Source organism: Massilia paldalensis (assembly GCF_044901715.1).
GTDB lineage: Bacteria > Pseudomonadota > Gammaproteobacteria > Burkholderiales > Burkholderiaceae_D > Telluria > Telluria paldalensis.
This window is the reverse complement of sequence record NZ_JBJCIU010000001.1, coordinates 1,575,463-1,597,294: the sequence shown is the minus strand read 5'-3', so window position 1 is coordinate 1,597,294 and position 21,832 is coordinate 1,575,463. Positions and strand designations below refer to the sequence as shown.

Below are 21,832 nucleotides of genomic sequence, written 5' to 3'. Positions count from 1 at the left end.
AAACATGGGGTGGCCGGAGCATTTATATTGCCGAGCCAGAAAATTTCGCGCTATGTTTCATGTTCGTTACCAACAGCATCATCAGCAGGAGACAGAATGCGTTTTCGTACCCCCCTCACCGCCGTGGCGCTCGCCGCGGGCATCCTGTGTGACGGCGCCGTGATGGCCCAGTCTGCGGCCCAGACCGGGGCCCAGACCGCGCCGGCCGGCAGCAAGACCGCCGAAGTGAACGTGTTCGTCGGCACCGGCGGCGACGGCCACACCTTCCCAGGCGCCACGCGGCCGTTCGGCATGGTGCAGGTGAGCCCGGACACCCAGGTGCGCCATTTCAAGCAAAGCTATCCGTGGGCGGCCGGCTACCGCTACGACGACAATTCGATCCTCGGCTTCTCGCACACGCACTTCTCCGGCGCCGGCCACTCGGACCTCGGCGACATCCTCCTGATGCCCACCAGCGACGAATTGAAACTGGATCCGGGCTATCCCGAGCGCCCGTTCAGCGGCTACCGCTCGCGCTTCTCGCACGACCAGGAAAAGGCGGAGCCGGGCTACTACGCCGTGAAGCTGCTCGACAACGACGTCGACGTGGAGCTCACCGCCAGCGAACGCGTGGGCCTGCACCGCTACCGCTTCAAGCCGGGGTCGGACGCGAAAGTCATCCTCGACCTGCGCCAGAGCATCTACGACTACGCGGGCAAGAACCTGTGGTCGCGCCTGCGCCTGCGTGGCAAGGACACCATCACGGGCATGCGCGAGACGCGCGGCTGGGCCCCGGGCCGCCAGCTGTACTTCGCCGTGCAGTTCTCGCGCCCGTTCGCCGAGCACCAGCTGATCAACCGCGAGGAAGGCGTCGAGTACCGCGGCTTCGCCTCGCCCGGCAAGACCCCGCGCGAGAAGGTGCTGGTCGAGGGCAAGGCGCTGGAAGCCACCTTCGATTTCGGCAAGCCGGCCGACAACACGATCCTCGTGAAGGTCGCCATCTCGCCGGTGAGCGAGGACAACGCGCTGGCCAACCTGGCCGAGATGCCGGGCTGGGACTTCGACGCGGAGCGCAAGAATGCCCACGACGCCTGGGAAAAGGCGCTGTCCGCCGTCGAGATCGAGGCGCCCCAGCCGATGAAGCGCATGGTGTACACGAGCCTGTACCATTCGCTCCTGGCACCCACGCTGTACATGGACCGCGACGGCCAGTACCGCGGCCCGGACAACCAGGTGCACAAGGCGGACGGCTTCCGCTTCCACTCCACGTTCTCGCTGTGGGACACCTACCGCGCGCTGCATCCGCTGCTGACGCTGATCCAGCCGCCCCAGCAGAACGCCGACTTCGTGCGCTCGCTGATCGAGTCGCAGAAGGAAAGCCCGTACGGCATCCTGCCCGTGTGGCAGTTCGCGGGCCTGGAAACCTGGTGCATGATCGGCTACCACGCCGTGCCCGTCATCGCCGACGCCTACATGAAGGGCATCCCGTTCAACGCCGACGAGGCGCTGCGCGCAATGACGGCCAGCGCCGAATACGGTCCCTACGGCGGCCTGCAGCACTACATGAAACTGGGCTACGTGCCGATCGACCTGGAGCCGGAAGCGGCGTCGAAGACCGTCGAGTATGCGTTCGACGACTGGACCATCGCGCGCATGGCCGAGAAGATGGGCCGCAAGGACGTGGCGGACAAGTACTTCAAGCGCGCCCAGAACTGGCGCAACGTGTTCGACCCGAAGACGGGCTTCGTGCGCGCCAAGAAGTCGAACGGCGAATTCCGCACCCCGTTCAACCCCGTGCAGTCGAACTTCGGCAGCGACTACACGGAAGGCAGCGCCTGGCAGTATTCGTGGTACATGCCGCACGATAATGCCGGCCTCGTGAAGATGCTGGGCGGTGACGCGGGCCTCGTCAACAAGATCGACCAGGTGTTCGACGCCAAGGTGGACGAGAACGTCTACGCCCACATGGAAGACATCTCGGGCCTCATCGGCCACTACGCCCACGGCAACGAGCCGTCGCACCACGTCGGCTACCTGTACAACTTCGCCGGCGCGCCGTGGAAGACGCAGCAGCGCCTGAAGCAGATCGTCGACAGCCAGTACAAGGATGCGCCGGACGGCCTGGCCGGCAACGACGACCTGGGCCAGACCTCGGCCTGGCTCGCGTTCACGTCGATGGGCTTCTACCCGGTAGCGCCGGGCAGCAACGAATACGTGATCGGCCGCCCGTTCGTCGAGCGCGCCACGCTGAACCTCCCGAACGGCAAGCGCTTCACCGTGCGCGCCGAGAACCTGTCGGACGCCAATGGCTACGTGGGCGCCGTCACCTTGAACGGCAAGCCGCTGGCGAAGAGCTTCATCCGCCACGAGGAGATCATGGCCGGCGGCGAACTCGTGTTCCGCATGCAGGCGACGCCGAACAAGGACTGGGGCAAGGAGCGCAGCGCGCGTCCGTACACCCAGACGGCCTACTGATGCGCGCCCTCGCCTTCTTCATGATGCTGGCCGCCGGCGCGGCCGGCGCCGCCGACAAGCCCGCGCCGCTCGACTACGTGAACACGCTGATGGGCACGCAGAGCAAGGTCGAGCTGTCGAACGGGAACACCTATCCGACCATCGGCGTCCCCTGGGGCATGAACTACTGGACGCCGCAGACGGGCAAGATGGGCAATGGCTGGGCCTACACCTACGACGCCGACAAGATCCGCGGCTTCAAGCAGACCCACCAGCCCTCGCCGTGGATGAACGACTACGGCCAGTTCGCCGTCATGCCCGTCACGGGCGAGAAGCGTTTCAGCCAGGACGCAAGGGCCAGCTGGTTCTCGCACAAGACGGAAGTGGCGCGGCCCGATTACTACAAGGTCTACCTGGCCGACAGCGACGTCACCACCGAGATCGCGCCGACCGAACGGGCGGCCCAGTTCCGCTTTACCTTCCCCAAGACGGACCAGGCCTGGGTCGTCATTGACGCGTTCGACCGCGGCTCGTACATCAAGGTGCTGCCGGAGCAGAACAGGATCGTCGGCTACTCGACGCGGTATGCGCGCGGGCCGCTGCCGAAGAACTTCCGCAACTGGTTCGTGATCGCGTTCGACAAGCCGTTCGCGTCGGCCGAGCTGTGGGACGGCGACAAGCTGCAGGCCGCCGCCGTGAATGAGCTGCAGGCCGGCCACGCCGGCGCCATCGTCGGCTTCGCCACGAGCAAGGGAGAACAGGTGCGCATGCGCGTGGCCTCGTCCTTCATCAGCCTGGAGCAGGCGGAGCTGAACCTGCAGCGCGAGATCGGCGGCGACGATTTCGACGCCACACGCGCCAAGGCCGCCAAGCGCTGGAACGAGGTGCTGGGCCGCGTCGAGGTATCGGGCGGCAGCGTCGACCAGCAGCGCACCTTCTATTCGAGCCTGTACCGCATGGCGCTGTTCCCGAACAAGCTGTACGAAGTCGACGCCGCCGGCAAGAACGTGCACTGGAGCCCGTACAACGGCCAGACGCTGCCCGGCACCATGTTCGCCGGCACCGGCTTCTGGGATACCTTCCGCGCCTTGTACCCGTTCCTGAACCTCGTGTACCCCGCGATCAACCGCGAGATGCAGGAAGGCCTGGCCAACGACTTCAAGGAAGGCGGCTGGCTGCCGGAATGGTCGAGCCCCGGCTACGCGAACGTCATGGTCGGCAACAACTCGGCCTCCGTCGTCTCGGAAGCGTACCTGAAGGGCTTGCGCGGCTACGACATCGACACGCTGTGGCAGGCCCTCGTCCACGGCGCCAACAATGCGGGGCCGATGGAAGCCGTGGGCCGCGCGGGCGTCGAGCACTACAACAAGCTCGGCTACGTCCCCTACGACGTCGGCATCAACGAGAGCGCCGCCCGCACGCTGGAATATGCGTACGACGACTTCGCGATCTGGCAGCTCGGCAAGGCGCTGGGCAAGCCCAGGGCGGAGACGGACGTGTTCGCGCGGCGCGCCCAGAACTACCGCACGCTGTTCGACCCGGAATCGGGCCTGATGCGCGGGAAGAACAAGGATGGCAGCTTCCAGTCGCCGTTCAACCCGTTCAAGTGGGGCGACGCGTTCACGGAAGGGAACAGCTGGCACTACACCTGGTCCGTCTTCCACGACGTGGAAGGCCTGATCCGCTTGATGGGCGGGCGGGACCAGTTCGTCGCCAAGCTCGATTCCGTGTTCACGATGCCGCCGATCTTCGACGAGAGCTACTACAAGGAAGTCATCCACGAGATCCGCGAGATGCAGATCGCCGGCATGGGCCAGTACGCGCACGGCAACCAGCCGATCCAGCACATGATCTACCTGTACGACTACGCGGGTGCCCCATGGAAGGCCCAGTACTGGACGCGGGAAGTCATGAACCGCCTGTACCGCGCCACCCCGGACGGCTACTGCGGCGACGAGGACAATGGCCAGACCTCGGCCTGGTACGTGTTTTCCGCGCTGGGCTTCTATCCGGTGACGCCGGCGTCGAACCAGTACGCGCTGGGCGCCCCGCTGTTCCCGCAGGCGCGCCTGCACCTGGAGAACGGCCGCACCGTGACGATCGATGCGCCCGGCGTCGGCGACGACAAGCGCTACGTCGACCGGCTGCGCGTCAATGGCGCCGCCGTGGACCGCAACTGGCTCGACCACCGGGAGCTGATGCAGGGCGCGAAGATCGACTTCCGCATGTCGGCCCAGCCGAACAAGCAGCGCGGCGTCAAGCCGGGCGCGGCGCCGTATTCGATGTCGACGGATCCGGACGCGCCGCCGGCACCTTGAACGGTTCGCTCACGTAGGGTGGGCACCACGTGCCCACCAGGCGTCGACGCCATGCGAACGTTCGGTGGGCACGTGGTGCCCACCCTACTTTTCCGTGCGCAGCTGCGGCAGCACGGCGCGCCTGCTGACCTCCAGGATCTCCTCCGCCAGCACGGAATCGTCCGGGCACGCCCGCGACAGCACCATCGCGCCCACGATCTGGGACATGGTCGCGATGCGCCGCGCGCGCGCCACCGGCTCCGGGCAGTCCGAGCCGCCATCCGCCGCCGCCAGCACGGCCAGCAGGCGTTCGATGCCGGATGCGAACGCCTCCTTCACGACCTCCGGCTGGCGCGCCGTGTCGCCGGCCAGCGCCGCCATCGCGCAACCGTGGCCGGGCGCGTCGCGGTGCGCGCGCGACAGGTACTCGTCCACGAAATCGGCCGCGTCGATGGCGGCGGCCTTGTCCGCCAGCTCGCCGAATCCCTTGCATGCCGCCTCGGCCATCAGGTCCGTCTTGGCCTCGAAATGCCGGTAGAAGCCGCCATGCGTGAGGCCGGCCGCCGCCATCAGGTCCGCCACGCCGACGCCGTCGTAGCCGTGCGCGCGGAACAGGTCCGTCGCCGCCTCCACGATGCGTGCCCGGTTCGCTTCCACCTTTGCCTTCGTGATCTTCATATCCCGCCTCTCCCGGAACCAACCATTCAGGCCGGATTATACGACGATGATAACCATCATCAAAAATCTTGACATCATTGATGCTGCATATCATCATTAAATCGTGCGGCTGCGCTGGCCGGCAACCTGATGAAAACAAAGGAGGAGTGAACAACATGAAGGCTTTCGTGATCGACCGTTACGGCCAGGACGTCCCCGGCCGGCTGGCGGATATCGCGCAACCGGAACCGGGCCAGGATGAAGTGCTGGTACGCGTCCATGCCGCCAGCGTCAACGTGCTCGACAACAGGATCCGCAGCGGCGCGTTCAAGAAGATCCTGCCGTATCCATTGCCGCTCGTGCTCGGCAACGATTGCGCGGGGACGGTGGTCGCCGCCGGCGCCCGCGCGCAGCGTTTCCAGCCCGGCGCCGAAGTCTATGCGCGGCTCGACCCGAAGCGTATCGGCGCGTTCGCGGAATATGCCGTCGTCCGCCAGGACGCGCTGGCGCGCAAGCCCGCCAACCTCGACATGCGGGAGGCCGCGGCCCTGCCGCTGGTGGGCCTGACGGCGTGGCAGGCGCTGGTGGAGATCGCCGGCTTGCAGGCGGGCCAGCGGGTGCTGATCCATGCGGGGTCCGGCGGCGTCGGCACCATCGCGATCCAGCTCGCCAAGTACCTGGGCGCCTTCGTCGCGACGACGACGGGCACCGACAACGTCGGCTGGGTCAAGGAGCTGGGCGCCGACGTCGTGATCGACTACCGCAAGGAGGATTTCACGACGCAGCTGGAAGGCTACGACGTCGTGTTGAACAGCCAGGACAAGGACGTGCTGGAAAAATCGCTGCAGGTACTCAAGCCGGGCGGCCACCTGGTATCGATCTCCGGGCCGCCGACGCCCGCATTCGCCGCCGAGCAAGGACTGTCGTGGCCGATGCGACTCGGCGTGCGCCTGATGAGCCGGCGCATCCGCGCCCGGGCGAAACGGCGCGGGGTGCACTACAGCTTCCTGTTCATGCACCCGGACGGGCTGCAGCTCGACAAGCTGGCGGCGCTGGCCGAACTGGGCGCGATCCGCCCCGTGATCGACCGCACCTTCCCGCTCGCGCAGGCGGCGGACGCCCTTGCCTACGTCGAACGTGGCCGCACGAAGGGCAAGGTGGTGATCACGGTCGACTGAGCGGCGCTCAGCGCTTGCGCATGCTGGACAGTGCCACGCCCGCGAGGATGATGCCGAAGCCGGCCGCGTGGTACAGGTGCGGCGCTTCCTTCAGCAGCGGCCAGGCGGCCAGCGTGGCGAACAGCGGGATCAGGTAGACGGACATGCTGGCGCGCGCCGGGCCGGCGATCGCGACCAGGCGGTCGAAGCAAAAATACGCGCCGAGGCTCGGCACCACGGCCAGGAAGGCCAGCGCGATGTAGACGCGCACGTCCCCGAAGTGCGGCACGTTGCCCGTCGCCGCTTCCAGCGCGGCGAACGGCGCCAGCACGATGGCGCCGCCGAGGATCATGGCCGCCAGCTTGACGGTGCCCGGCAGTGGCGGCAGCGGCAGGCGTTTGTTGAACACCGTGTACAGCGACCAGCCCGTGGCGGCCAGCACCACCCACAGGTCGCCGCTGCCGAACTGCAGCTGGCCCAGCGCCGTGACGTCGCCCTTGGACAGCACGACGAGCACGCCCAGGATCGCGAGGAACATGCCGCCGGCCTGGCGGCGCGACAGCGGGGCCTTCCAGACCAGCGTCTCGATCATCGTGACCAGGGCCGGGCAGGCGGCGAAGATGATCGCCACGTTGGCGGCCGCCGTGTGGCGGGCGCCAACGTATTGCGGCGCGACGGCCACGCCCATCCCGAGGCCGGCCAGCAGGAACAGGCGCTGCCAGTTCGCGGCCAGCACGTGGCGCTGCGCCCACAGGCGCGGGCCGACGGTGGGCACGAGGATCAGGAAGGCCAGGGCCCAGCGGCCGAAGGCAAGGAACACGGGCGGAATGTCGGCGCCCTGCGCCCAGCGCGCCACCACGAGGTTGGCGGCGAACAGCGCGGGCGTGACGAGCATCAGCGGCAATTCAGACTGCAAGACATCGCTCGAAACGCCTACTCCGGATCGTGAAACTGCTTCCGACACGAGAACTCCTGTTATGAATGCGGCAAGCCCGGCGTGGAACCGTCCTGAATGGGGACGGCGCGCCCGGGGCGGGGTCGCTTGATCAGCGAGCTGCGATGTTAAATGATGCGGCGCAGAATAGGCTTTTGTTTGATAGCGATAACAGCGCCCATTTTCGAAGAATCCTCTTCAGATAACCTATAATGAAGAAGGATTCTCTACATAACCTGGGCACTACAGATGGAAGGCTTGACATGAAAGACGGCCAGCTCGACGAGATCGACCGCCAGATCCTGCGCGCGATGGCCCGCGACGGTCGGATCAGCAACCAGAAGCTGGCCGAGACGGTGCACCTGTCGCCCACGCCGTGCTGGCACCGCGTCAAGGCGCTGGAGGAGGCGGGCTATATCACGGGCTACGCGGCGCTGCTCGACCAGCGCGCGCTGGGCATGCCGGACACGGTGATCATCGAGGTCACGGTCGATCGCCACGACGACGAGATCTTCAAGGCGTTCTCGGACGCGCTGGCCGAGCTGCCGGAAGTGATGGAAGCCTACCTGCTGTCCGGGGAATACGATTACCTGATCAAGGTGGCCGTGTCGGGCACGGAAGGCTACGAGCGCTTCCTGCGCCAGAAGCTGTACAAGCTGCCGGGCGTGAAGCACACCCGCTCGACGTTCACGCTGCGCTGCCTGAAGCGCGCGCCGTCGGTGACGCCGTCGTAGCGGGCAGCGCGGGCGCGCTGCCCCGCCAGGGATTTACTGCGGCGCGCGCTCGTCCGCGCGCAGGGTCAGCACGCGCACGCCGTGGCGCGTCACGGCGACCGTATGCTCGAACTGGGCCGACAACTGCCCGTCGCAGGTGACGACGGTCCAGCCGTCGTCCTCGGTGCGCACGGCGTGACGCCCCTGGTTGAGCATCGGCTCGATGGTGAAGACCATCCCCTCGCGCAGCACCAGGCCGGTCTGCGGCCGGCCCCAGTGCAGCACCTGCGGCGGCTCGTGCATCTCCCTGCCGATGCCGTGGCCGCAGTATTCGCGCACCACCGAATAACCGTGGCGGCGCGCATGGCGCTCGATCGCATGGCCCACGTCGCCGAGCCGGGCGCCCGGCCGCACGGCCTTGATGCCCTTCCACATCGCTTCGTAGGTCACCTGCACCAGGCGTTTCGGCGCCGGCGTCACGCTGCCCACCAGGTAGGTCTTGCTGGAATCGGCGATGTAGCCGTTCTTCTCCAGCGTGATATCGAAGTTGACGATGTCGCCGCTGCGCAGCACTTCCTCATGCGACGGCACGCCGTGGCAGACCACCTCGTTGCGCGAGGAATTCAGCGCATACGCATAGCCGTACTGGCCCTTGCTGGCGGGCCGCGCCTGCAGTTCGTGCACGATCAGCCCATCCACCAGGTCATTGACCTGCATGGTCGACATGCCGATCAGGTCGAGCTTGTCCAGGCGGCCGAACACGCCCGCGAGCAGGCGCCCTGCCTCGGCCATCAGCACGATCTCTTCCGGACGCTTGGTCATGATGCCACTTTCAATCCATGCGGCACCGCGCCCGGCACGCCCACGCCGGCAGAACGCAATTCGCGCGCCACGATCTCGTTGAAGCTGAGCGTCGGATTCATTTCGCACAGCATGCCGATGCGAATCCAGAACGCCGCCTGGGCGTTGATCGACCGGTAGGACACGGTGCTCGCCTTACGGATCTGGTCGTGCAGCTCTTCTTCGATATTGACGATACCCATCATACACTCCATATACTGACCATATACGAAGTATATATTCAGAACCAGCGCGTGCGCAACCACCGGGCACGGCGCGGCCGCCCCAGGAACAGGTGGATGGATGGGATTCGCCAGGGATGCAGCGCGGATCGCCGCTGCCCCGTCCCGCGCTCGGCGGGGGCACGGGCACGGGACGCTTCAGGCAGCGGGGCCGCGCGCGGCCGGCGCGCCGCCGCACACGCGGTTGCGTCCGTCCAGCTTGGCCTTGTAGAGCATCGCGTCGGCGCGCAGGAACAATTCGTTGTCGCTTTTCTGCTCCGGGAATGCCGCCACGCCGGCGCTGAAGGAAAAGTGCCGCACGTCTCCCGGCGCCACTTCGAACGGGATCGCACCGAACGCCTGGCGCAGCGCATCCAGGCGGCGCGCGCCTTCGTCCAGGCCGCAGCCGTCGAACACGACGACGAATTCCTCGCCGCCGAAGCGGCTCAGCAAGTCGCCCTCGCCCTGCTGCGCCTGCAGCACCAGCGACAGGCGCTTGATGACGATGTCGCCGAAGCTGTGGCCCCAGGTATCGTTGATGGTCTTGAACTTGTCGATGTCGATGACGCCGTAGGCGAACGGCCGCCCCTGGCGCGCGGCCTGGGCGACGAGGGCCTGGGTCTTGCGCTGCAGGCCGACCTTGTTCAACAGGCCGGTGGCGCGGTCCTTGCTGATCAAATCGCGGTTGATCCGGATCTTGTCGGCGCGCCGCACCAGCTGCCCGGCCAGCAGCGCGGGATCGCCGCCCGCCAGGATCGCGTCGAAGCCGCTGTCGAGCGCGCGCCGCGCCAGCGCCGGATCGTCGCGCCCCTGCAGCAGCACGATCTCGCGGATGGGATCGGCTTCCATGTTCTTCTTGAGCACGCGCACGAGCGCCTCCGTGCGCGCATACTCGGCATCGGTGATCAGCACGATGCTGGGCTGGCGCTCCTTCACCTGCAGGTGCAGCGTCAGCGGGTCCGCATGGTGGGCCACCTGCACCCGGCCTTCGCGCAGCAGCTCCTCGTCCCAGCCCGGCACGGCGCCGAGCAGGATGGCCTCGACGATCTCGCCGCGCTTCTTCTGCACGAACAGGTTGAACAGCTTGTCGACGAGGACGTCGTTGGCGATGGGCTTTTCCGCGTACGCCAGGCAATGCGTGTCCACGAGGCGCTGCTGCAGCAGGAAACGGCCGCCCTGGCGCGCGCTCTGCAGGTAGATGTAGTCGTGGTCGGCCGGCAGGCTCTGCAGCAGCTCGCCCAGCATCAGCGTGCGGCGCCCGTCGCCCTGGTCGGTCTGCATGTTGTGGATCGCGTCCAGGTCGATCACGAACAGCGCGTTGCCCTCTTCGGCGGCCACCGCCGCCACGAAGGCGCGCGCCTCGTGGAAGAAGCGGATGTCGAAATCGTACTTGTGCGCGTGCAGCTGGAGTTCGGCCTGGTTGTCCTTGATGAAGAAGCTCTGCGACAGCATCAATACGTGGTTCTTGTACAAGGTGGTGCCGCTTTTCATGGTTCCGCCGATCTCCGTGTCAGATGTGTGCCGACTATTGGTTTTACATTACCGCCACCGTGCCCCAACCGCAAGCCGGATCGGCAAGGCGCCGCCAGCCGGGCGATGGCCGCCGGGCGATGGCGGCCGCCATGATAGGGCCCGCACATGACAGGTCGATGTCGCGCGCGGCGGACTCAGTGCTCGTGCACGGCCGTTTCCGCGCCGGCCCGCGCCTTGGCGCGCCCTTCCCAGTAGGCGGCATTCGCGATGCCCAGCCTGGCCGGATCGAATTCCGGCTCCTTGCCCGCCTTCTGCTGCGCCTCGTAGTCGCGCAGGCAGGTAAAGGCGACGTTGCGCAGCAGGACGATGGCGACGATGTTCAGCCACGCCATCAGGCCCACGCCGATGTCGCCCAGCGCCCAGGCCACGTCGGCCGTCTTGACGCAGCCGTACACGGTGGCGGCCATCATGCACAGCTTGAGCACGACGCTCATCCACGGACGGTGCGCCGCGCGGTTGATGTAGGCGATGTTCGTTTCGGCGATATAGTAATAGGCGACGATGGTCGTGAACGCGAAGAACAGCAGCGCCAGCGCCACGAACAGCGAGCCGAAGCCGGGCATCACGTTCTCCAGCGCCGTCTGCACGTAGCCCGGCCCCGCGGCCACGCCATGCACACCCGTGTAGATCGCCGAGCCGTCGGCGCGTTCGACGTTGTACTGGCCCGTAATCAGCAGCATGAACGCCGTCGCGGAGCAGACGAACAGCGTGTCGATGTAGACGGAGAAGCCCTGCACCAGGCCCTGTTTCGCGGGGTGGCTCACCTCCGCGGCCGACGATGCGTGCGGGCCCGTGCCCTGGCCCGCCTCGTTGGAATACACGCCGCGCTTGACGCCCCACTGCACCGCCATGCCGACGATGGCGCCGAAGGCCGCGTCCATGCCGAAGGCGGAAGTGAAGATCAGCTTGAGGACGCCGGGCAGCTGCCCGATGTTGAGGCACACGATGACGCAGGCGACGAGGATATAGGCCAGCGCCATGAAGGGCACGACGATTTCGGCGAACTGCGCGATGCGCTTGACGCCGCCGAAGATGATGACGCCCAGCGCGATCGCCAGCACGGCACCCGTCACGGCCGGGTCGATGCCCGTGGCGGTCTTGAGGCTCTCGGCGATGGAATTGGCCTGCACGCCCGGCAGCAGCACGCCGGTGGCGAGGATGGTGGCGATGGCGAAGGTCCACGCGTACCATTTCATGCCCAGGCCCTTCTCGATATAGAAGGCGGGGCCGCCGCGGTATTCCTTGCCGATCTGCTCCTTGTAGACCTGGCCCAGCGTCGACTCGACGAAGGCGGAGCTGGCGCCCAGGAAGGCGACCGCCCACATCCAGAACACGGAGCCGGGACCGCCGAAGGTGATCGCCGTCGCCACGCCGGCGATGTTGCCGGTGCCGACGCGGCCCGCCAGCGTCATGGCCAGCGCCTGGAACGAGGAGACGCCCTGCTCCGAACTCTTCCCCTCCATCATCAGGCGCAGCATCTCGCGCAGGTGCCGCACCTGCAGGAAACGGGAACGTATCGAAAAGTACAGGCCCACGCCGAGGCACAGGGCAATCAGGGCCGGGCTCCAGATGATCCCGTTGATACTGCCGACCAGCTCTTCCATCGTCTCTTCCCGGGCGATGCGGACGGCGGGATGCCGTTCGCAGAACCGGTAAGATACCTGAGCCGTTGCAATATATCTATCCAAATTTCATAGGAAACCTGCGGGGGCACGGCGAACGCCTGCCACGCACGGACATGGACCGCCGACGCACCGCAGTGATGCCTGCAAGCACGCTCGCGGCGCATCCGCCGCTGCCGTCAGAACTTCGCGCGCAGCGACACCAGCACGTTGCGCGGGTCGCCGTAGTAGTTGCCGATCGTGTTCGGGCTGTACTTGGCGTAGTACACCTTGTCGAACACGTTGTTCACGTTCGCTTGCAGCGACCAGGTCGGGTTGAAACGGTAGGCCGCCATCGCGTTGTACACCGCATAGCCGCCCTGGCTCGCGGTCAGCGCGCCGGCGCGGACGTAGCTGTCGCCCTGGGCCTGCACGCCGCCGCCGAAGGTCCAGCCTGACAGCCTGCCGTCCGGACGCCAGGTCGCGAACACGCGCAGCTGGTGCTTGGGGTCGATGCTGCGCAGCGGCTGGCCGACATTCGACGACGTGCTGTCGCTCAGGTACTTGGTGCGGGTGTTGGTGTAGCCGCCCTGCAGCTCGACGCCCGGCCACACTTCGCCGGACACTTCCAGTTCCCAGCCCTGGCTGCGCTGCTTGCCGCCATCCACGTAGCAGTAACCGGTCGGGTACCACGGCAGGCACGGCATGCCGCCGGACAGGTCCTGGGTAGCCTTGCCCTCGTTATCGATGCGGAACAGCGACAGCGACCCCGTCAGGCGGCCGCCGAAGAACTCTCCCTTCAGGCCCGCTTCGTAGTCCTTACCGGTCACGGGCTTCAGGATGCCGCCGCCGGCGTCCTTGTAGTTCTGCGGGGTGAAGATTTCGGTATAGCTGGCGTAGGCGCTGACGTTACGGTTGATATCGTAGGTGAGGCCGGCATAGGGCGTGGTCTGGCGGTCGATCTTGTAGTTGCCGCTCGGTGCGGCCGGCACGGTGTATTCCCACCAGCTCAGGCGCGCGCCCACCAGCACCGCGAGCGGGTCCGTGATCGACAGTCGCGTGGTGGCGTACACGCCCTTCTGGCTCGTCTTGTTGCCCGGCGCGGAATACGGCGTCGTACCCACCGTGGTGATCGCCGGCTGCAGGTAGCTCGTGTAGGGATTCCAGGTCCGGATGTCGACATTGGTCATCGGGCCCAGGTTGAAGACCCCCGAGGTACCGATGGTGTCGTAGTCCACCTTTTCGGCGCCGACGACGAGCGTGTGCTTGCGGCCGAACGCCTCGAACGGGCCGTCCGCAGTCAGCAAATAGACGCGCTGGTTGCTGGTGTCGCCCGTGTACGCCGACGTGCTGACGTTGAACAAATAGGGGTTGGTGGCGCCCGCCGGACGGGTGAAATAGGACTGGAGGAAGCCCCACGGCTTGATCTTCAGGCCCGTGTACTGGGCGCCGGCCCGGAGGTTCCAGCCGCTCGCGAACCGGTGATTCAGCTCGAGCATCGCCTGGTCGTTGTAGCGGTTCCAGCGGTTCCAGTCCGTGCCCAGGTAGGTGGAGCGAGGGAGGTTCAGCGGGTTGCCGTCGAGGTTCGCCGGCAGGTTGCCCCAGGCCCCCGTGGCGTCCAGGTCGGTGTGCTGCAGGCTGGCGGTGAGCGTCGTGTCCGGCGTCAGGTCTGCATCGACGACGGCGTACAGGACTTCGCGGTCTTCCTTGCGCGCGTCCTGGAAGAAGTCCTTCTTGTCCTTGACGGCGACGACGCGGCCGCGGATCGTGCCCGCCGCGTTCAGCGGGCTGGACACGTCGGCCTCCAGCCGGCGGCGATCCCAGCTGCCCACAATGGCAGAGGCGCTGGCCTGGAACCCCTTCGTCGGACGCTTGCGCACCAGATTGACGGCGGCCGACGGATTGCCCGAGCCGCGCAACATGCCGGAGGCGCCGCGCAGCACCTCGATGTGGTCAAGCACGGCCGTATCGGGCTGGATGAACATGGTGCCGCCCTGCGTCATGGTCATGCCGTCGATCTGCAGCGCGTCGATCTGGTAGCCGCGCGAGTAATAGTTCACGCGTTCGCTGTCTGTATAGTCGACCGTTACGCCGGGAATATTGCGCATCACGTCGTGCAGGTCGGGCAGCAGGCGGTCGTCGAGAAACTGGCGCGTCAGCACCGTGACGGGCTGCGGCACATCGCGGATGTCGTCGATGCCCTTGAACACCGACGCCTTCCTGGCTGCGAAACCGTCCTCCTTTTCCGTGCTGCCCGTGATGGTGACGGTCGACACCGGACGGTCCGTCTCTTCCACCGCGGGCGCAGTTGCCGACGCGGCGTCGCCCGCATGGGCGGCATGCACGGCGAAGGCGGTAGCGCAGCCGACGGCGGCACGCAGCATCGCGGCCCGGGCAGTGCCGCGCAGGGGGAATGAATGGAAGGGAACGGCGGCATCGGCCCGCGTGCAGAACGTCATGGAACTCCTCGGAATAGCAAGAAAAAGCTTGGCAAGGCGAATGGGAATCATTCGCAAATGAGAATTTGTCGCAACTATAGCGATATCACTCAGGCATGTCCATGCTTTTCATTATTCGGTTCGACTATTTCCCGACCGGCGGCCACCTGTCTTGCAAGGCTTTCCAAGATGTTGAACACATGACTATAATGAGAATCATTCTCATTCCTAAGAGCCGACGACCATGCATTCCATTCCATCCGGCGAAGCGCGCGCCGCGCGAACGCTTCCCGCCCATGGCCTGCGCTACCGGGCGGCCGTCGCGTCGCGCGCCGTCGCGGCGATCGGCGGCGGCTACCTGCTGGCCACCCTGTGCACGCGCGCCCTTGCCCTGGGCCTGCCCATGGCCCCCGTCGACAACGTGATCGCGGCCACGCTCACCGGCTTGATCGTGTACGCCGTCGCCGCCATGTGGGCGTTCGCGGCGGCCAGTGCCTCGCGCGCATGGATGGGACTGGGCGTTGCCTGCGCGCTGTCGACCATCGTCGTGCTGGCCCTGCGCGCCGCTGGAGTTGGCGCATGAAGGAAGGGTTCCGCCAATCGATGGCATGGCTGCACACCTGGTCGGGCCTGCTGGTCGGCTGGATCCTGTTCATGGTATTCGCGGCCGGCACGGCCAGCTACTTCCGCGACGAGATGACGCTGTGGATGAAGCCGGAGCTGCATGCGGCCGCGCCGGCACGCGTGTCGCAGGCCGCCGCCATCGACCTCGCCCGCAAGACGCTCGAGGCCAAGGCCGGCACCAGCCGGCGCTGGTTCATCACGATGCCGACGCGCCGCAACCCGGCGCTGGAAGCGGGCTGGATCCCGGCACCACCCAAGGGTGCCGACCCCAACGCGCGGCCAAAGCGCCGCAACTTCGGCAGCGTGACGATCGACCCGGCCACGGGCCAGGAACTGGCGAAGGCACGCGCGACCCGCGGCGGCGACTTCTTCTTCCGCCTGCACTTCGACCTGCACTACATGTCGGCCCTGTGGGGCCGCTGGATCGTCGGCTTCTGCGCCATGTTCATGCTGGTGGCCATCCTGTCCGGCATCGTCACCCACAAGCGCATCTTCAAGGATTTCTTCACCTTCCGGCCGGGCAAGGGTCAGCGCTCCTGGCTCGATGCCCACAACGTCAGCGCCGTCCTGGCCCTCCCCTACCACCTGATGATCACGTATACGGGCCTCGTGACGCTGATGTTCATGTACCTGCCGGCCGGCGTGCAGGCCGTCTACCATGACCGGTCCGACGCTTTTTACGCGGACCTGAACGGCGGCCCGGCCGGCACCACCAAGCCTTCGAAGGAACTGGCGCCGCTCGCGCCGCTGGGCCCGATGGTGGCCGAAGCGAGCCGCCTGTGGCGGGGCGCGCCCGTGGGACGGATCACGGTCACGAATCCCGGCCATGCGAACGCCACCGTCAACGTCGTGCTGCAGGAAGGTCGCGACATGACGCAGGACCTGCCCAGCCTCGTCTTCGACGGCGCGACCGGCAAGCTGCTCTCCGACCCGGCGCACGCGAGCGGCGGCGCGGTGCAGACGCGCGGCGTACTGTACGGCCTGCACGTGGGCCGCTTCGCCGACCCGTTCGTGCGCGCGCTGTTCTTCGTTTCCGGCCTGGCCGGCTGCGCGATGGTCGCCACCGGCCTGTTGATGTGGGCCGTGAAGGAGCGCCCCAGGCACCTCAAGATGCGCAAGGACGGCAGCATCGGCTTCGGCCTGCGCCTCGTCGACGGCCTGAACGTGGCCGGCATCGCCGGCCTGCTGGCGGCCATGCCCGTCTTCTTCTGGGCCAACCGCCTGGTTCCGGTGGGCGACGTCGGCCGGCCGGAGGTGGAAATCGCCTGGTTCTTCGGCGCCTGGGCCCTCGCCGCCGTCGCCGGCCTGGCTTTCCCCGCGCGCTGGATGTGGCGCCTGCAGCTGGCCGTCGGCGGTGCGCTGTTCGCCCTGCTGCCGGTGCTGAACGCGGCCACCGGCGGCGCCGGCCTGGCGACGAGCCTGTCGCAGGGCCTGTGGGCCATCGCGGGCTTCGATCTCGTGAGCCTGCTGCTGGGCGTGCTGCTGCTGGCGGCCGCGTACCGGCTGCGCGCACGCACGGCGGCGGCGCCGCGTCTGGCGGAGCGCGCGGCATGAGCGGCATGCATGAATGCCTGCTGGCCCTGGCGGGCCTCGGCGCCGCGCTGGCCGGTTTCGTCTCCCTCAGCCTCGCGATGGACCGTCACTGGGAACAGCTGCACGGGCGGGGCTCGGAACCGCGGCCAGCGTTGAAGCGCTGGCTGCACGTGGGCGGGATCGCGGGCCTGGCCGTGTCGCTGCTGGCCTGCATTGCCTTGCGCGGCGCGGGACAGGGATGGGTGGCGTGGGCGGGGATGCTGACGGTGGCCGCGGTGGCAATGGCCATGATGCTGACGTACGCGACGCGCGGCGTGGCGAGACTGGGGATGGGGGCGGCGGCGGTGTCGCTGCTGTCCTTGATCGGAACGGCAGCAACCTGACATCGCCGCCGCCCAGGCAGGTCACCCCTGCCTGCACAGGGATGGCGCCGCCATGCTGCGGACCGGCGTTCAGATGTCGGTGAACAGCACGTCCTCCGCCAGGCGCGACTTGGGCAGCTTGGCATTGAAGTCGTCGTCGCCGCCATACCCCAGCGACACGATCACCGTCGCCGTGAAGCCCTTCTCGCGCAGGCCCAGCTCGCGGTCCAGGACGGCCGCGTCGAACCCTTCCATCGGCGTGGCGCCGACGTCCAGCGCCGCCGCGCCCAGCAGCAGCGTGCCCAGGGCCAGGTAGGTCTGCTTTTCGTGCCAGTGCGCCACGTCCTTGCGCTCGAAGCGGTGCAGGTTCGTGTACGACTTGCGCGAGCCGTCCTGGGATGCCTTCGCCGCGTCGTTGATGAAGCGGCCGTCGCGCTCTTCCTGCGCCAGCACCGCTTGCAGGTGGGCGGCATCGGGCTCGACGCGGCTGGCCAGCACGATCACGTGCGAGGCGTCGCGGATCTTGGGTGCGTTGTACTGGTAGCCGGCGTCGGCGGCCTTGGCGATGCGCTCCTTGCCCTCCGGCGTGGCCGCCATGACGAAGTGCCAGGGTTGCGAATTCACCGACGACGGGGCCAGGCGCAGCAATTCGCGCAGGCGTTCGACGATGCCGGCCGGGATGCGGCGCGCGCTGTCGTAAGCCTTGACGGTACGGCGCTCGCGCGCGAGGTGGACGATATCCATGGTGTTCTCCTTGTTGGACTGACTTCGGGCTTATTTGGTGGGGGCCGGCGCGCTGCCGATCTTCACGCGCAGCAGGCGGTACGGCTGCTGGCGCAAGTCCTTGCCGCCGTTGAAGCCGGCCTGGCGGTTCAACTGGTTGGCGGTGAAGTACAGGTAGCCGTCCGGACCGATGGACAGCGTGTCCGGCCACACGATGTCCGGCCCCTGCGCGATGGTGCTCCACTTGCCGTCCGCGGACAGCTTGCGGATCGCATTGTGTTCGTAGTCGCCGCCATAGACGTTGCCGGCGGCGTCGGCCTCGAGACCATCCGAGGCGCCCTTCTTGCCGAGGTTCTTGACGGCCTTGGCGATTTGCGCGTCGGTGACGGCCGGGTCGCGCAGCAGCGCCGTCGGCACCGCGTATAGCGTGCGCGCCGACAGCGCCGAGAAGTACAGCGTCTTGCCGTCGCCCGACAGGGCGATGCCGTCGGAGGCCACGTTGAACGGCTGCAGCTTGCCGTCCGGGCCCGTCGACGCCAGCGGCTTGCCTTCGACGCGCGCCATGAAGCCCTTTTCCGGGGCCGTGAGCGGGCTGCCGCTCAGGCGCCGCAAGGCCTTGCCCGACCCCAGGTCGAGCACGATCAGGCCGCCCGGCCCCTTGATCGACGAGTCGGTGACGTAGGCCACGCCTGCGCTGCCGACACGGAAGTCGAAGCGCATGTCGTTGACATAGGTGGTCGGCAGGATCACGTCGGCGGGGAACACGACCGTCTTGACGACCTTGTTCGTCTTCAGGTCGACGGCGACCAGCTTCGCGCCGCCGGCCTTGGGTGCCGCGAACCCCGGGGCGGCCGTATCGAGGATCCACACGCGTCCCTGGCCATCGGCGACGACGCTCTGCACGCTGATCAGGCCCTTGGCCGGGTCGGCGTTCTCCTGGTTGAAGGCGGCGTCCGGATAAGCGACCCGCTTGCCGTCCACGATTTCGGCCACGCTGAACTTCACGTCGTCGCCCCATTTCGGGTAATTCACGAAAATGCGGCCCGTCTCGGTGACGGTGACGCCGGTCGGCATCGCGCCGGTGAACTCGGCGACGCGCTCGACGGCGGCAGGCTTGCCGTCCGCGGCCCGGACGTGGCCCGTACCGGCGGCGACGAGCGCGGCGGCGGCCAGGATGGATAGATGCGAGCGTTTCATGGTGGACTCCTTCTCTATGGATGGGGTGAAGCATTGTTTTGTTGTACGTTCGCTCCGCCGTGTAAACTAGTGCTTTCTTGCGGATGCCACACGAAGGAGCCGGGTGCCATGATAGGAAGTGCCGAACTGATGAAAAACCGGTGGAATCGGTTAGCACTTTCACTCGCGGAGTGAAAATGGTCCGCTTCGACGATCTGGACCTGTTCGTCCGCACGGCCGCCTGCGGCAGCTTTTCCAAGGCGGCGCGCGAAGCGAACCTGCTGCCCGGCCAGGTCAGCGCGGCCATCATGCGCCTGGAGCGCGACCTCGAACTGCGCCTGTTCGCCCGCTCCACGCGCAGCCTGCGGCTCACGGACGAAGGGGAACGCTACCTGCCGTACGCCAGGGAAGTCATCGAACTGCTGCACAGCGGCCGCGAAGTGCTGCGCCGCGACGACGCCGAACTGACGGGCACGCTGCTGCTGGCCGCGCCGTCCGACTTCGGCCGCAACCTGCTGCTGCCGTGGATCGGCGAGTTCCGGCGCCGGCATCCGCGCCTGGAAGTGCGCCTGCAGCTCTCCGACCAGGTGACGGACGTGTTCCGCGACCGCGTCGACATCGCGCTGCGCTACGGCCAGCCGGAGGACGCCAGCTACGTCGCCCTGCCGCTGGCGCCGGACAACCGGCGCGTGCTGGTCGCCGCGCCCGCCTACCTGGAGCAATGCGGCATCCCCGCTTCGCTGGACGACCTGCAGCACCACAGCTGCCTGCTGTGGCAGCTGCAGGGGCGCGTCTACGACAAATGGGTGTTCCCGATCGGGAAGGCACGCCGGATCGTGCAGGTAAAAGGGGCGCTCGTGTGCGACGACTCCGACGTGGTGCGGCGCTGGGTACTGGCCGGCGAAGGGATCGCCTACCGCTCCTGGCTGGACGTCGGCACGGACGTGCGCGCGGGACGCCTGGTCGTCATCCTGCCCGACCAGCCGGGCGAACCGGCGCCGCTGAACATGGTCTGCCCGCACCGACGCCAGTTCTCGCCCGCCGTGCGCCAGCTGCATGCGCTGCTGGCCGAGCGCTGCGCGGCGCTGGCGCCCTGACGGCCGCTGCGATCGCACGGCGGGCACACCGTGCCCACCCTAGGCGGCAAGACTGCGCAGCGCTCCCAGCTTGTCCGGATTGCGGACGATGTAGACGGCGGCGATCCGTCCGTCCTCGACCAGGAAGGACGTGATGGAATCGGGCACGCCGCCGAGCCAGGTGAGGATGCCCGGCTCGCCGTTGACGTCCACGATGTCGCGCCGCACGTCGATCCCCCACTTGCGCTCGATGCCGACGACGAGGCGGGCGATGCGTTCGGCGCCGACCACGGTGCGCACGACGGTGGTCGCCTTGCCGCCGCCGTCGCCCGTGAAGGTGGCGTCGTGGGCGAGCAGCGCCTGCACCTTGGCCGGGTCGCCCGAGCGGCTCGCCTCGATGAAGCGCGCCAGCAGCGCCAGGTGGGCCTCGCGGTCGACGGCGAAGCGCGGACGTTCGGCGCGCACCCGCTCACGCGCCCGCTGCAGCGTCTTGCGGCATGCCGCCTCGCTCTTGCCCACCATGGCCGCCACCTGCGCGTGGTCGAACTCGAATACCTGGTGCAGCAGGAACACGGCACGCTCCTCCGGCGCCAGCCGCTCCATCATGACGAGGAAGGCGGTCGAGATGTCGCCGGCGGCTTCCAGCGCGCTTTCCGGCGATTCCACCGCCGCCTCGACGGCGCCGCCCACGAGGGGTTCGGGCAGCCACGGCCCGAAATAGTGTTCGCGTTCGGCGATGGCGCTGCGCAGGCGGTCGATCGACAGGCGCGTGACCACGGTGACGAGCCAGGCCTCGGGGTTCCTGGCGTCCGTGCTGCCGCCGCCCTGCCAGCGCAGCCAGGCTTCCTGGACGATGTCCTCGGCGTCGGCGCGGACGCCGAGCATGCGGTAGGCGATGCCGAACAGGCGCGGGCGCAGGCGCGTGAAGATCGCGACGGGGTCGGCGACGGCGTCGCCGGTGGGTGGAATTCGGGTGTCCATGTCCATAAGACGGCCATCAATGCCGTTGCGTGACAGGTGCCGGCAAAAAAACCGGCGCCACCCGATTCTACGACGTCAAACCGCCTCGCAGCGCATATCGGCCGCCAGCAAGTCCGCATCCATGCCCGGCTTGATCCGCCCGTGCGAGCGTCCGGGCCGCACGCGCAGCGGTGCGCGCGGCGTGTTGGTACGGGTCGGGGTCAGCGCGCCATCGTAGGACGGCATCTCCGCATCGATTTCGACGATGCCGTCGTCCACCTCCGCCAGGAAGCGGGCCACGGCGATCCGCACGATCGCGCGATTCGGCAGCTCGGCCTTCAATTGCACCTTGCGGTTGAAATACAGGTAGCTGTGCACGGTGCCTTCCGGCGTGGCGATGTCGACGCGCTTGGGCAGCGAGAAACCGTAGCGTCCGGTCGCCCAGAGCTTGACGATGCAAGTGCCGTGCAGTGGTGACGAGAAAGTGAAGTTCATGCATCGATGCTAACGTCCGCTACGGATGAGCACGCTTCGAAATTGTTTCACGCCGTAAC

General features: G+C 67.4%; 19 protein-coding genes. 8 read left to right on the top strand and 11 right to left on the bottom strand.

Annotation, left to right across the window (positions count from 1 at the left end; all coding sequences use genetic code 11):
- Positions 1 to 96: 96 nt before the first annotated feature.
- Both ACI1V7_RS07035 and ACI1V7_RS07030 read left to right on the top strand, forming a co-directional pair.
- A complete protein-coding gene (locus ACI1V7_RS07035; RefSeq protein ID WP_404531031.1) occupies positions 97 to 2,454 on the top strand; it encodes a GH92 family glycosyl hydrolase in 2,358 nt (785 codons plus the stop codon).
- Positions 2,454 to 4,751 (top strand): GH92 family glycosyl hydrolase, encoded by a 2,298-nt coding sequence (locus tag ACI1V7_RS07030; RefSeq protein ID WP_404531030.1) that lies wholly within the window; start codon positions 2,454 to 2,456, stop codon positions 4,749 to 4,751. Before ACI1V7_RS07035 ends, ACI1V7_RS07030 begins: the two co-directional genes overlap by 1 nt.
- Positions 4,752 to 4,835: 84 nt before the next feature.
- Here the strand turns inward: ACI1V7_RS07030 and ACI1V7_RS07025 are convergent, their stop codons facing one another.
- Entirely contained in the window at positions 4,836 to 5,408 is a 573-nt protein-coding gene (locus ACI1V7_RS07025; protein ID WP_404531029.1) for a TetR/AcrR family transcriptional regulator, read from the bottom strand.
- Positions 5,409 to 5,563: 155 nt separating this feature from the next.
- Here ACI1V7_RS07025 and ACI1V7_RS07020 point away from each other — a divergent pair, with 155 nt between their 5' ends.
- Positions 5,564 to 6,565: an NADP-dependent oxidoreductase gene (locus ACI1V7_RS07020; protein ID WP_404531028.1), complete on the top strand. Its 1,002-nt coding sequence runs from the start codon at positions 5,564 to 5,566 to the stop codon at positions 6,563 to 6,565.
- A gap of 7 nt (positions 6,566 to 6,572) precedes the next feature.
- Here the strand turns inward: ACI1V7_RS07020 and ACI1V7_RS07015 are convergent, their stop codons facing one another.
- On the bottom strand, positions 6,573 to 7,460 hold the full coding sequence (locus ACI1V7_RS07015; RefSeq protein ID WP_404531027.1) for a DMT family transporter: 888 nt from the start codon (positions 7,458 to 7,460) through the stop codon (positions 6,573 to 6,575).
- A 281-nt stretch (positions 7,461 to 7,741) separates the two neighbouring features.
- Between ACI1V7_RS07015 and ACI1V7_RS07010 the strand changes: the two genes are divergently transcribed.
- Positions 7,742 to 8,212 (top strand): Lrp/AsnC family transcriptional regulator, encoded by a 471-nt coding sequence (locus ACI1V7_RS07010; protein WP_404531026.1) that lies wholly within the window; start codon positions 7,742 to 7,744, stop codon positions 8,210 to 8,212.
- A gap of 33 nt (positions 8,213 to 8,245) precedes the next feature.
- Here ACI1V7_RS07010 and map read toward each other — a convergent pair whose 3' ends face one another.
- The 5 genes from map to ACI1V7_RS06985 form a co-directional block, all read right to left on the bottom strand.
- Positions 8,246 to 9,013, bottom strand: coding sequence for a type I methionyl aminopeptidase (map, locus tag ACI1V7_RS07005; protein WP_404531025.1), 768 nt, complete (start codon positions 9,011 to 9,013; stop codon positions 8,246 to 8,248).
- Complete coding sequence (locus ACI1V7_RS07000; protein WP_404531554.1) at positions 9,010 to 9,234, bottom strand: ParD-like family protein; 225 nt, start codon at positions 9,232 to 9,234, stop codon at positions 9,010 to 9,012. The genes map and ACI1V7_RS07000 overlap by 4 nt, the downstream gene beginning before the upstream one ends.
- A gap of 177 nt (positions 9,235 to 9,411) precedes the next feature.
- A complete protein-coding gene (locus tag ACI1V7_RS06995; RefSeq protein WP_404531024.1) occupies positions 9,412 to 10,743 on the bottom strand; it encodes a GGDEF domain-containing protein in 1,332 nt (443 codons plus the stop codon).
- 176 nt (positions 10,744 to 10,919) lie between these two features.
- Positions 10,920 to 12,389, bottom strand: coding sequence for an alanine/glycine:cation symporter family protein (locus ACI1V7_RS06990; protein WP_404531023.1), 1,470 nt, complete (start codon positions 12,387 to 12,389; stop codon positions 10,920 to 10,922).
- A gap of 197 nt (positions 12,390 to 12,586) precedes the next feature.
- Positions 12,587 to 14,845 carry a TonB-dependent siderophore receptor gene (locus ACI1V7_RS06985; protein ID WP_404531022.1) on the bottom strand — a complete coding sequence of 753 codons (2,259 nt, stop codon included), beginning with the start codon at positions 14,843 to 14,845 and terminating at the stop codon, positions 12,587 to 12,589.
- A 223-nt stretch (positions 14,846 to 15,068) separates the two neighbouring features.
- Here ACI1V7_RS06985 and ACI1V7_RS06980 point away from each other — a divergent pair, with 223 nt between their 5' ends.
- From ACI1V7_RS06980 to ACI1V7_RS06970, 3 genes are read left to right on the top strand one after another with little or no spacing between them, the layout of a single operon-like run.
- Positions 15,069 to 15,407, top strand: a complete 339-nt coding sequence (locus tag ACI1V7_RS06980; protein WP_404531021.1) for an iron transporter — start codon at positions 15,069 to 15,071, stop codon at positions 15,405 to 15,407.
- Positions 15,404 to 17,002 carry a PepSY-associated TM helix domain-containing protein gene (locus ACI1V7_RS06975; protein ID WP_404531020.1) on the top strand — a complete coding sequence of 533 codons (1,599 nt, stop codon included), beginning with the start codon at positions 15,404 to 15,406 and terminating at the stop codon, positions 17,000 to 17,002. The genes ACI1V7_RS06980 and ACI1V7_RS06975 overlap by 4 nt, the downstream gene beginning before the upstream one ends.
- The gene (locus ACI1V7_RS06970; RefSeq protein WP_404531019.1) at positions 16,999 to 17,364 is read left to right on the top strand and encodes a DUF3325 domain-containing protein; all 366 of its coding nucleotides are present in this window, start codon (positions 16,999 to 17,001) and stop codon (positions 17,362 to 17,364) included. The genes ACI1V7_RS06975 and ACI1V7_RS06970 overlap by 4 nt, the downstream gene beginning before the upstream one ends.
- 69 nt (positions 17,365 to 17,433) lie before the next feature.
- Here ACI1V7_RS06970 and nfsB read toward each other — a convergent pair whose 3' ends face one another.
- Together nfsB and ACI1V7_RS06960 are read right to left on the bottom strand one after the other, a co-directional pair.
- Positions 17,434 to 18,087, bottom strand: coding sequence for an oxygen-insensitive NAD(P)H nitroreductase (gene nfsB, locus ACI1V7_RS06965; RefSeq protein WP_404531018.1), 654 nt, complete (start codon positions 18,085 to 18,087; stop codon positions 17,434 to 17,436).
- 30 nt (positions 18,088 to 18,117) lie between these two features.
- On the bottom strand, positions 18,118 to 19,263 hold the full coding sequence (locus tag ACI1V7_RS06960) for an L-dopachrome tautomerase-related protein (RefSeq protein ID WP_404531017.1): 1,146 nt from the start codon (positions 19,261 to 19,263) through the stop codon (positions 18,118 to 18,120).
- Positions 19,264 to 19,439: 176 nt separating this feature from the next.
- Between ACI1V7_RS06960 and ACI1V7_RS06955 the strand changes: the two genes are divergently transcribed.
- On the top strand, positions 19,440 to 20,339 hold the full coding sequence (locus ACI1V7_RS06955; protein ID WP_404531016.1) for a LysR family transcriptional regulator: 900 nt from the start codon (positions 19,440 to 19,442) through the stop codon (positions 20,337 to 20,339).
- 39 nt (positions 20,340 to 20,378) lie between these two features.
- Here the strand turns inward: ACI1V7_RS06955 and sigJ are convergent, their stop codons facing one another.
- Together sigJ and ACI1V7_RS06945 are read right to left on the bottom strand one after the other, a co-directional pair.
- Positions 20,379 to 21,299 carry an RNA polymerase sigma factor SigJ gene (gene sigJ, locus ACI1V7_RS06950; protein ID WP_404531015.1) on the bottom strand — a complete coding sequence of 307 codons (921 nt, stop codon included), beginning with the start codon at positions 21,297 to 21,299 and terminating at the stop codon, positions 20,379 to 20,381.
- Positions 21,300 to 21,374: 75 nt separating this feature from the next.
- A complete protein-coding gene (locus ACI1V7_RS06945) occupies positions 21,375 to 21,773 on the bottom strand; it encodes a hypothetical protein (RefSeq protein WP_404531014.1) in 399 nt (132 codons plus the stop codon).
- Positions 21,774 to 21,832 lie beyond the last annotated feature (59 nt).